The organism is Lacticaseibacillus yichunensis (genome assembly GCF_003946405.1).
In the GTDB taxonomy this organism is placed as follows: domain Bacteria; phylum Bacillota; class Bacilli; order Lactobacillales; family Lactobacillaceae; genus Lacticaseibacillus; species Lacticaseibacillus yichunensis.
Map to the genome: position 1 here is coordinate 196,308 of NZ_RHOG01000001.1, position 11,699 is coordinate 208,006.

An 11,699-nucleotide genomic window follows, 5' to 3' on the forward strand; every position below is an offset into this window, starting at 1 on the left:
AAAAAAGCGCCACACCCATTTCTGGATGCGACGCTTGCATGTATCATGCTTAATCTTCAGAATCTTGCGTCGGGGCACTGCCATCCGCAGCGTTTGCTGCTTCTTCAGTGGCCATCTTCTTGGTCAGCGCGTTGATCGAATAGACCCCGTTGACTGACTGGCCGACCGTCTTTGGTTCCATGTGACGGTAGGTCGCCATCCCGGTCCCAGCCGGAATGATCTTCCCGATGATGACATTTTCCTTCAGCCCAACAAGCGGATCGTTCTTCCCGCGAATCGACGCATCGGTGAGGACACGAGTTGTTTCCTGGAAGGAAGCCGCGGACAAGAAGCTGTTGGTTTCAAGGGACGCCTTGGTGATCCCGAGCAAGACCGCACGGCCCGTGGCTGGAATGCCGCCGGAAACCAGCGTGTTCTTGTTGCGCTCGGTGAACTCGCTGACGTCAAGTAGCGTGCCTGGCAAAATATCAGTGTCGCCTGGATCCATGACGCGAATCTTCCGCAACATCTGACGCACCATGACCTCGACATGCTTGTCGGCAATCTCAACACCCTGCATACGGTAAACCTTCTGCACTTCAGAGAGCAGATAATTTTCCGTACTCAAGACATCGCGCACCTTGATCAACTGTTTTGGATCAATGGAGCCGCCGGTCAGACGGCCGCCGCGAATGACATGATCGCCTTCCGCAACCGCAACAGATGAGGCATATGGCACAGAGTAACTGCGCGTATCGATCTCACCTGTGACCGTGATCTCGCGGGTATGCTCGGCTGGGTTTTCATCGATCGCGGTCACTTCACCTTCGACCTCAGAGATTACAGCGAGCCCCTTTGGATTACGGGCTTCAAAGATTTCCTGGATACGAGGCAGCCCTTGGGTAATATCTTCGCCACCGGCAACACCACCAGTATGGAAGTTACGCATGGTCAGCTGGGTACCAGGCTCGCCGATGGATTGCGCGGCAACGGTCCCGACCGCTTCACCAACTTCGACCTGCTCGCCGGTCGCAAGGTTGCGGCCGTAGCACTTCTGGCAAACACCATGTTTCGTGTTGCAGGTGAAGACGGAACGAATCTCGACGGTATCAACGCCGGCATCAACGATCTTTTGCGCGAGGTCCTCGTCCAAAAGTACGCCTTTGCCTGCAATGATCTCGCCTGTTTCAGGATCTGCAACAGACTTGAGCGTGTAGCGGCCAACAAGACGGTCGTACAGTGGCTCGATCATTTCATTGCCTTCGCGAATCGCGGTGACAGTCAGCCCACGGTCGGTGCCACAATCCTCTTCGCGGACAATGACATCCTGTGCAACATCGACCAGACGCCGGGTCAGGTAACCCGAGTCAGCGGTCTTCAAGGCGGTATCGGTCATCCCTTTACGTGCCCCGTGAGTTGACATGAACATTTCCATGACAGACAGGCCTTCACGGAAGTTAGACAAAACAGGGACTTCCATCATCCCACCGTTTGGCGCAGCCATCAGACCACGCATCCCGGCAAGCTGGGTAAAGTTTGAAATGTTCCCACGAGCCCCGGAATCACTCATCATGGAGATTGGGTTGTTCGGGTCAAAGGCGTCGATCAGCGCTTGCTGAATCTCGTCCTTGGCGTCGTTCCAGATCGAGATGACCCGGTCATGGCGCTCATCGTCTGTGATCAGCCCACGACGGAACTGTTTGGAGACCGTCGCGACCTTCTTATGCGCCTCATCAACGATCTTCCCTTTTTCAGGCAGATTTGGCACATCAGCGATTCCGACTGTGAGGCCGGAGTTCGTCGCCTGGGTGTAGCCCAAGGTCTTCATGTCATCCAATAGATCAGAAGTTCGCTGCACTTTGTAGTCCTTGAAGACTTCCGCAATGATGTCGGACAGGAAGCCCTTCTTGAACGGCGTGACAATTGGGGCATCCATCAAGAACTGATGAATGTCTTCGCCTGGTGCGATAAAGAAGCGGCTATCGACGCCATCTGTGATGTTTTCCTTCGTCGGTTCGTTCAAATACGGGAAGTCTTCCGGCATGATCTCGTTAAAGATCACTTTGCCGACACTGGTGATCATGACTTGGTGCCGCTGGTCATCAGTGAATGGCTTGGTCGGCATGGAGTCAACGGCAAGGCCGATGCGGCTGTGCAGATGCACGACCCCATTTTGCAGTGCCATCAGCACCTCGTCCTTGTCCTTAAAGATCATACCTTCGCCTTCGCGACCCTTTTGCTCCATGGTCAGGTAATAGTTACCCAGCACAACGTCCTGAGAAGGCGTTACGATCGGCTTCCCATCACGAGGGGCAAGAATGTGGTGCGCCGCCAACATCAGCAGGCGTGCTTCAGCCTGGGCTTCGTCAGACAGCGGCACATGGACCGCCATCTGGTCCCCATCAAAGTCAGCGTTATAAGCTTCGCAGACCAGTGGATGAAGACGGATGGACTTGCCATCGACAAGAACCGGCTCAAACGCTTGAATCCCGAGTCGGTGCAAGGTAGGCGCGCGGTTCAGAAGGACTGGACGTTCCTTGATCACATCTTCAAGCACATCCCAGATGTCATCGTCTTCGCGGTCGATCTTACGTCGGGCGTTCTTGATATTCGAAGCCATTTCGCGGTGAACGAGTTCACGCATTACAAATGGTTTGAAGAGCTCAAGCGCCATCGAACGCGGCAAGCCGCATTGATAGAACTTCAGTGTTGGGCCGACATCGATAACCGAACGGCCGGAATAATCGACACGCTTGCCCAGCAAGTTCTGACGGAAACGGCCCTGTTTCCCTTTGAGCATGTGGCTCAAAGACTTCAGTGGTCGGTTCCCCGGGCCGGTGACAGGACGGCCGCGCCGCCCGTTATCGATCAACGCGTCAACAGCTTCCTGCAGCATGCGCTTTTCATTCTGCACGATGATGTTCGGTGCATTCAGATCCAGCAAACGCTTCAGACGGTTGTTACGGTTGATCACCCGACGGTACAGGTCGTTTAAGTCAGAGGTCGCAAAACGGCCCCCTTCCAGTTGAACCATTGGCCGCAGATCAGGCGGGATGACCGGAATCGTGTCCATGATCATCCATGCCGGGTCGTTGCCAGATTCAAGGAAGGCATCCAAAATGTCCAGCCGACGAATCGCACGGGTCCGTTTTTGACCCTGGGCAGACTTCAGATCTTCTTTGAGTTCGGCAACTTCTTTTGGCAGTTCAACTTGTTGCAGCAGTTCCTTGACCGCTTCCGCACCCATTTTGGCTTGGAAACGCTGACCGTATTCGTCGCGTTTGTCGCGATATTCACGCTCGGTAAGCAGCTGCTTCTTTTCAAGCCCAGTATCACCTGGATCGATCACGACATAGGACGCGAAGTAGATCACTTCTTCAAGCGCCCGGGGCGACATGTCGAGCACAAGACCCATGCGACTCGGGATGCCCTTGAAGTACCAGATGTGGGACACGGGGGCAGCGAGTTCGATATGGCCCATCCGCTCACGGCGGACCTTCGAACGCGTGACCTCAACGCCGCATCGGTCGCACACGATACCCTTATAACGGATACGCTTGTACTTGCCGCATGCACATTCCCAGTCCTTGGTCGGCCCGAAAATACGCTCATCGAATAAGCCATCGCGCTCAGGCTTGAGGGTCCGGTAGTTGATCGTCTCGGGCTTTTTGACTTCCCCATAGGACCAGCTGCGGATCTTGTCAGGCGAGGCTAAGCCGATCTGCATGCTTTCAAATTTATTGACATCGATCAAAAGGCTGACCTCCTATTATTTCTTGTCGTCAGATGCATCTGTTGCAGTCGTGGCAGCTTCCTGCGCCTTCTTTACTTCCTGTTCGGCAGCAAACTTGGCCAAAGCATCCACTGAGACCACATCGTCTTCATCGTCGTCCATGTCACGCAACTCGATCTCTTCCTTGTTTTGATCCAAGACCTTCATATCGAGCCCAAGGGACTGCAATTCCTTGACCAACACACGGAAGGATTCCGGGACGCCTGGCTTTGGAATCGGCTCGCCCTTCACGATCGCTTCGTAGGTCTTAACACGACCCACCACGTCATCGGACTTATAGGTCAAAATTTCTTGCAGGGTGTAGGCAGCACCATAAGCTTCCAGCGCCCAAACTTCCATTTCCCCGAAACGCTGACCACCAAACTGCGCCTTGCCGCCCAGTGGTTGCTGAGTGACCAAAGAGTAAGGTCCGATCGAACGAGCATGGAGTTTGTCATCGACCATATGCGCGAGCTTCATGTAGTACATGACGCCGACAGAGATCCGGTTTTCAAAAGGCTCACCGGTCCGGCCATCATAAAGAATCGACTTGCCATCACTGGCCATGCCGGCTTCCTTCATGGTCGCCCAAATATCATCATCGTTGGCACCGTCAAAGACTGGCGTTGCCACATGGATACCCAAGTTGCGGGCCGCCATGCCCAAATGCAGATCTAGGACTTGGCCAATGTTCATACGACTTGGCACACCCATTGGGGATAACAGAATGTCGACTGGGGTCCCGTCTGGCAGATACGGCATATCCTCTTCTGGCACAACGACGGAGACCGTCCCTTTGTTCCCGTGACGGCCGGCCATCTTATCGCCGACCTGGATCTTCCGCTTCTGCGTGATGTAAACACGAACCATCATATTGACACCAGGAGACAGCTCATCGCCAGCTTCACGGGTGAAAATACGGACGTTTTGAATGATGCCGCCGCCGCCATGAGGCACACGCAGCGAGGTGTCACGAACTTCACGCGCTTTTTCACCAAAGATCGCGTGTAAGAGTCGCTCTTCAGCGGACAGCTCGGTCACACCCTTTGGCGTCACCTTGCCGACAAGAATATCGCCGTCGCGCACTTCCGCCCCGACACGTACGATCCCGAATTCATCGAGGTCCTTCAGGGCATCTTCGCCAACGTTTGGAATCTCGCGGGTGATCTCTTCAGGGCCAAGCTTCGTGTCACGTGCTTCTGATTCATACTCTTCAATATGAATCGAGGTATAGACATCCTCTTTGACCAGACGCTCCGAAAGCACGATCGCGTCTTCATAGTTGTACATGTTCCAGGTCATGAAGGCGATGATCGGGTTTTGCCCCAATGCCAATTCGCCATTATCCATCGCCGGGCCATCCGCAACGATCTCATCGGTGTCGACCTTATCGCCAAGGCGAACGATCGGCCGCTGGTTGTAGTTCTTACCTGCATTACTGCGGCGGAACTTCATCAAGTTGTACTTGTCCAGCGCGCCATCATCGCGGCGCACGCGAATCGTTTTAGCATCCACGTACTCAACGGTCCCTGGGTGCTCTGCAAGCACCGCGATTCCGGAGTCATGGGCCGCTTTGTACTCCATACCAGTGGCGACCAGTGGCGCATGTGGGTCAACCAGCGGCACCGCCTGACGCTGCATGTTCGCACCCATCAAGGCACGGTTGGAGTCATCGTTTTCCAAGAAAGGAATGCAGGCAGTCGCAACGGCAACAACCTGTTTTGGCGACACGTCCATGTAATCGACATGATCGGCCGTCGTCTCGATGTTATCATCCTTCGAACGAGCCAAGATATCGTCTGTCGCAAAAGACCCATCGTCGTTCAACGGGGTGTTCGCCTGAGCGACAACATAGTTATCCTCTTCATCGGCAGTCAAATAGTCGATCTTATCGGTGACCTTGTGATCCGCCCATGACACACGACGGTACGGGGTCTCGATGAAGCCATACGGGTTGACGACCGCATAAGACGCCAAGCTATTGATCAAGCCGATGTTCGGGCCTTCTGGGGTCTCGATTGGGCACATCCGGCCGTAATGGGTGTAATGCACATCACGGACTTCATAACCCGCACGGTCACGAGTCAAGCCACCAGGGCCAAGGGCAGACAAGCGGCGCTTATGCGTCAACTCGCCAAGCGGATTGGTCTGATCCATGAACTGGGACAGCTGAGAACTGCCGAAAAATTCTTTGATGGAGGCCACGACTGGGCGAATGTTGATCAACTGCTGCGGGGTCACGGTCATGGAGTCTTGAATCGACATCCGCTCGCGAACCACACGCTCCATCCGAGACAGCCCGATGCGGAACTGGTTCTGCAGGAGTTCCCCGACAGAACGGATCCGGCGGTTGCCCAAATGGTCGATATCATCCGTGGAACCCAACCCTTCCTGCAGGTTGAGGAAGTAGTTCATAGACGCGATGATGTCGGCCGGAGTCAAATGTTTGACCTTCTTGTCGATATGGCCGTTGCCGATCAAGGTAAGCTCGTGCTCTGGATTGACCTGGCTGAAGACTTTGATTGCCTGAATAGTCATCGGATCGGTGACGACGCCGCCATCTTCCGGCTGGTAGGTGATCGTCTTGAAGTCGTCGCGGTCCAAATACTCACCCAGGGTATCCATCACATGACGGTCAACCTTGGTGCCTTTTTGAACGATCACTTCACCGGTATCAGGATCTGCCAAAGTCTCGGCAAGGGTCTGGCCCAGCAGGCGTGTCTTCAAGCTGAGCTTCTTATTGACCTTGTAGCGGCCAACGGAAGCCAGGTCATAACGCTTTGGATCAAAGAAGCGAGCGTACAGCAAGGAACGGGAAGAATCCGCGGTCTTTGGCTCGCCTGGACGTAGCCGCTCGTAGATATCCTTGAGCGCTTCGTCGGTACGCGTGTCGCTTTCTTCCTTATGAACATCTTTTTCCATTGTCAGCATCAAGCTGTCGTTGTCGCCGAACATGTTGATGATGTCCTGATCGGCGCCAAAACCGAGGGCGCGAATCAATTCGGTCAACGGCAGTTTACGCGTCCGGTCAATGCGCACATAGGCGATGTCCTTGGCGTCTGTTTCATATTCAAGCCAGGCACCGCGGTTCGGGATGACGGTCGTGCCATAGGTGACGCGAGAGTTTTTGTCTGTTTCGCTGTTGTAATAGACGCCAGGCGAGCGGACCAACTGAGAAACGATGACACGTTCGGCACCGTTAATGATGAAGGTCCCCTGCTTGGTCATCAGCGGAAAGTCGCCAAAGAACACGTCCTGACTCTTGATTTCACCCGTTTCGTGGTTGGTCAAGCGCAGCGTGACGTGCAGCGGTGCGGAGTAGTTCGCGTCATGCTGGCGTGCTTCTTCGACCGTGTACTTCGGTTCCAGCAGCTGATAATCGACGTACTCCAAAGACAAATTACCTTGGAAATCTTCAATTGGCATGATGTCATCGAACATTTCCTTGAGCCCTTCGTCGAGAAACCACTGATAAGAGTTGGATTGAATCTCGATCAGGTTCGGCAGATCTAGAACTTCTTTGATACGGGAATAGGAGCGGCGGGTGCGGTGCTTACCGTAGTTGACTAAGTGTCCTACCAAATTGTTCACCCCTTATAGAATTTTTCGGCACCGACTGACCATGTAAATTGCGCGAAATGTTAAATTTACGTTACAAAGCCAGGCGGAAGGACATTTTGAGCAAAAAAAAACGAAAAGTAGAAGTTGGTCTTCCCTTCTGCTACTTTTACGTTTCCTGTGCGCCGCAACGGACAATAGATCGCCGCGACTGCTGTCCAAACCGAAATGCGATTAATTTGACTATACACTTGCAGGCCGGTGGCTGTCAAGCAGTTTTCAAAGCAGAGACGGGGTGGCTGTTGCAGCGTCTCTATCGCGCGGGGCAGGATGCTTGGGTCCAAAAACTGGCAACCCGATCAACAGGACGCCGCCGCCATAAAAATAGGTGTGATCCTCTTTTCATCAGATCGCACCTATTTCGTCATTACGCCTTCACCGGTGTTTTCGGTTCCGGCTGCGGTTCAGCTTCCTTAACATTGAAGGTCAACTTGCCCTTTGTTGCGCCGATTGTCACCGTGTCCCCGGCTTTGACGCGACCCGTCAGCAGCAGTTCACTGAGCTGATCCTCCACGTCGCGTTGGAGGGCTCGACGAATCGGTCGTGCGCCATATTCGGGATCAAAGCCCGCTTTGGCGATCGCATCGATGCCGCTTGGGGTGACCTTGACGTGAATCTCTTGGTCATCCAGCCGCCGCAGCACATTTTTCGTCATGATCTTGACGATCTCATGCAACTCATCACGGTTCAAGCTGTGGAAGACGACGGTTTCGTCGATTCGATTAAGGAATTCCGGCCGGAACGCCTTTTTCAACTCTTCGAGCATCCGTGACTGCATCGTCTTGAAGTCCTGTGTCTCGGTCTTGACACCAAACCCGACACTCTTATCATCGCGCAAAGCCGTCGCACCAATGTTAGAGGTCATGATCAAGATCGTATTGCGAAAATCGACCCGGCGCCCTTTTGAATCGGTCAGGAACCCGTCATCAAGAACCTGAAGCAGAATGTTAAAGACGTCCGGATGCGCCTTTTCCACCTCGTCGAGCAGCACAACGGAATACGGTTTGTTGCGAACCTTTTCCGTCAGCTGACCGCCTTCGTCGTAGCCAACATAGCCTGGCGCCGCACCGATCAACCGGCTGGTGGAAAACTTTTCCATATACTCGGACATGTCCACGCGAATCATCGCATCTTCAGAGCCAAACATTGCCTCGGCCAACGCTTTCGCGAGCTCGGTCTTCCCGACCCCGGTCGGCCCAAGGAACATAAAGGACCCGATTGGCCGCGTTGGGTCTTTGAGCCCGCTACGTGCCCGGCGAATGGCCCGGGCGACCGCCGAAACAGCCTCGTCCTGGCCAACCACCCGTTCGTGGAGAACTTTTTCCAGATTGACCAGCCGTTCACTTTCCTTTTTGGCCAATTGGGTCACAGGCACGCCGGTCCACTGAGACACGACTTCCGCCACATCTTCAGGTTCGACTTTGACATCCGACCGCACGCCGCTTTCATCAACAGCATCCGGTGCATCAGCCAATTTGTCGCGGAGCTTCTGTTCCTTTTGGCGAAGTTCCGCCGCGGATTCAAAGTCCTGATGCACAATTGCATCTTCCTTGGCCGCCGTCAGATCACGCAGTTGCATCTGCAGCTTGTCGATCTTCGTCGGCTTGTCGGATTCATCAAGCCGGACTTTCGCCGCACTTTCATCGATCAGGTCGATTGCCTTATCGGGCAAGAAACGATTGCTGATGTAACGGGCAGAGAGCACAACCGCCTCGTGGAGGGCATCGTCGGTGATGGTCACCCCATGATGCGCCTCGTAGCGCCCGCGTAATCCGCGCAAAATCTCCTCTGCCTCTTCAGGCGTCGGCTCATTGACAGTGATCGTGGCAAAACGCCGTTCAAGTGCCGCATCCTTTTCGATATATTTTTGATATTCGTCCAAGGTCGTGGCCCCGATCAGCTGCAATTCACCACGCGCCAAAGCCGGCTTCAAAATATTGCTGGCATCGATTGCGCCTTCAGCCCCGCCTGCACCGATCAGCGTATGCAACTCATCAATGAACAAAATGACATTGCCATCTTGATAAATCTCATCGATGATCTTCTTCAACCGATCCTCAAACTCACCGCGATATTTCGTACCTGCGACTAACGAGCCCATGTCGAGCATCATCAGGCGTTTGACCTTCATTTCATCAGGCACTTCGCCTGCGACGATCTTTTCGGCAAAGCCTTCTGCAATCGCCGTTTTACCGACGCCAGGCTCACCGATCAGAACAGGGTTATTCTTCGTCCGGCGCGCCAAGATCTGGATCAGCCGGCGTACTTCTTTGTCCCGGCCGACAACCGGATCCATTTTGTTTTCGCGAGCCAATTGCGTCAGATCCCGGGCCAACCCGTCCAGCGTTGGCGTCCCCTGACTCGCTGGGCGCGCACCATTTGCGGCACGTGGGCCAGCCGGCCGGCGTTTCGCGGCAGCATCGCTGATTCCCATCTTCTTGAGAACCAACTGACGCGTCTTCGACAAACTGAGGTCCAAATTTTGAAGAATGCGTGCTGCCAAAATATCGTCTTCGCGTAGCAGGCCAAGTAAAATATGCTCCGTCCCGATCTTCAGGGCGCCAAGCCGTTTTGCCTCGTCACCGGCAAAACTTAAAATCTCTTTGCCCTTTGGCGAATATGGAAGGTAGCTATCCGATTGTTTCGCTGACGCATCCACGGTACCATAACCCGTAAAACGCTCGATCTCATCGTGGACATCATCTTCTGTGATACCGAGCTGACGCAGGGTCTTGCCAGCGATACCATCCGGCTCTCTAACCAAGGCCATCAACAGGTGTTCCGTCCCGACCGCATGATGATGGAAATATTGAGCTTGTTGCTGTGCAATCATTAAGACATTTGTTGCACTTGGCGTAAACAGATTGTCCATAAGCACACTCCTTCGTTCATAGCTGTCTTTGTGTGTATCTTTCATACCGCAAACTCTGAAGAAAAGCAAGCAATAACCGCGCGCGCAATGTATCTTCTGCGAGGCGGTCATCCAGATCCAGTGTCTGGTGACTCAACACATTGAGCATCATATTGCCAGCCTGTTGCCCCACCAATTGTGAATCGTAGAGTTGCTGAATCATCACTTGTGCTTGGCGTGGCCGAAGCGCCTGTGGCATATTATCGATCATCACATCCACCAGGTCACAATTATCCTTCACTTGGACCCTTAGGATGCGAATATACCCGCCGCCGCCACGTTTACTCTCAACAACATAGCCATTTTCGGGTGTGAAACGCGTCTTGATCACATAATTGATCTGGGACGGCACGCAATTAAACTGCTGGGCGATCTCGCTGCGGCTGATTTCGACCTGGTGGGCACCGCTCAGCATCGCTTTGAGATACCGTTCGATCACATCAGACATATTTCGGCTTTCCATTGGCAACCCACCTTTGACTTTGACTAATCTTGACATTCATTATACAGGCATCCATTGAAAAAGCCAAATCTGTGAAAATGCGTACAAAAAAACCGGCGTGATTCACGCCGATCAATTTGATCGGGAAAACAGGATTCGAACCTGCGACCCCTACGTCCCGAACGTAGTGCTCTACCAAGCTGAGCTATTTCCCGAAAAAAGCGGAAGACGAGATTCGAACTCGCGACCCCCACCATGGCAAGGTGATGTTCTACCACTGAACTACTTCCGCATATTATTCAATTATCACGAGGGTCAAGGCAAAGCTTTGACGATGCACCCAGTAGGAGTCGAACCTACAACCTTCTGATTCGTAGTCAGACACTCTATCCAATTGCGCTATGGGTGCAAATATATAAATGCCGAGAGTCGGGTTCGAACCGACACGATGATCACTCACCGCAGGATTTTAAGTCCTGTGCGTCTACCAATTTCGCCATCCCGGCAGATAACGTTCGAAGCGGAAGACGAGATTCGAACTCGCGACCCCCACCATGGCAAGGTGATGTTCTACCACTGAACTACTTCCGCAAAATGAATTGCCGGGTGCAGCCGAAGCCGCAATAGATCTTGAGCCGATTGGCATGCGGGTGAAGGGACTCGAACCCCCACGGTATAAACCACTAGAACCTAAATCTAGCGCGTCTGCCAGTTCCGCCACACCCGCGGCGTTGTTTCTAGTGGAAAATGAGCCGTGACAGGCTCGAACTGTCGACCCTCTGATTAAAAGTCAGATGCTCTACCAACTGAGCTAACGGCTCGATGGAGGATACAGGGCTCGAACCTGTGACCCTCTGCTTGTAAGGCAGACGCTCTCCCAACTGAGCTAATCCTCCATTTGCGCGGCGGCTTCCTACCCTCGCAGGCAGTTACCCACCAACTACTCTCGGCGTAGAGAAGCTTAACTTCTGTGTTCG

4 protein-coding genes and 8 tRNA genes are annotated in these 11,699 nt (G+C 53.6%); all 12 read right to left on the minus strand.

The window, feature by feature from the left end; all coding sequences use genetic code 11:
* Positions 1–49 precede the first annotated feature (49 nt).
* Positions 50–3,733 carry a DNA-directed RNA polymerase subunit beta' gene (gene rpoC, locus EKM95_RS00950; RefSeq protein WP_125695959.1) on the minus strand — a complete coding sequence of 1,228 codons (3,684 nt, stop codon included), beginning with the start codon at positions 3,731–3,733 and terminating at the stop codon, positions 50–52.
* A 15-nt stretch (positions 3,734–3,748) separates the two neighbouring features.
* Positions 3,749–7,333 (minus strand): DNA-directed RNA polymerase subunit beta, encoded by a 3,585-nt coding sequence (rpoB, locus tag EKM95_RS00955; protein WP_125695960.1) that lies wholly within the window; start codon positions 7,331–7,333, stop codon positions 3,749–3,751.
* 403 nt (positions 7,334–7,736) lie between these two features.
* Positions 7,737–10,241, minus strand: a complete 2,505-nt coding sequence (locus EKM95_RS00960) for an ATP-dependent Clp protease ATP-binding subunit (RefSeq protein ID WP_125695961.1) — start codon at positions 10,239–10,241, stop codon at positions 7,737–7,739.
* Between the two features lie 16 nt (positions 10,242–10,257).
* A complete protein-coding gene (locus EKM95_RS00965) occupies positions 10,258–10,743 on the minus strand; it encodes a CtsR family transcriptional regulator (RefSeq protein WP_125695962.1) in 486 nt (161 codons plus the stop codon).
* Positions 10,744–10,863: 120 nt separating this feature from the next.
* Positions 10,864–10,937, minus strand: a tRNA-Pro gene (locus EKM95_RS00970).
* 5 nt (positions 10,938–10,942) lie between these two features.
* A tRNA-Gly gene (locus tag EKM95_RS00975) sits at positions 10,943–11,014 on the minus strand.
* Positions 11,015–11,057: 43 nt separating this feature from the next.
* A tRNA-Arg gene (locus EKM95_RS00980) sits at positions 11,058–11,131 on the minus strand.
* A gap of 11 nt (positions 11,132–11,142) precedes the next feature.
* Positions 11,143–11,228: transfer RNA gene (locus EKM95_RS00985), tRNA-Leu, on the minus strand.
* A gap of 13 nt (positions 11,229–11,241) precedes the next feature.
* Positions 11,242–11,313, minus strand: a tRNA-Gly gene (locus EKM95_RS00990).
* 54 nt (positions 11,314–11,367) lie between these two features.
* Positions 11,368–11,449 (minus strand) — tRNA-Leu (locus tag EKM95_RS00995).
* Between the two features lie 21 nt (positions 11,450–11,470).
* Positions 11,471–11,543: transfer RNA gene (locus tag EKM95_RS01000), tRNA-Lys, on the minus strand.
* A gap of 2 nt (positions 11,544–11,545) precedes the next feature.
* A tRNA-Val gene (locus tag EKM95_RS01005) sits at positions 11,546–11,618 on the minus strand.
* Between the last annotated feature and the right edge of the window lie 81 nt (positions 11,619–11,699).

Excerpts from the sequence above, each read along its gene's own strand:
- EKM95_RS00960 (WP_125695961.1), bottom strand. The coding sequence starts at position 10,241 with ATGGACAATCTGTTTACGCCAAGTGCAACAAATGTCTTAATGATTGCA.
- EKM95_RS00965 (WP_125695962.1), bottom strand. The coding sequence starts at position 10,743 with ATGGAAAGCCGAAATATGTCTGATGTGATCGAACGGTATCTCAAAGCG.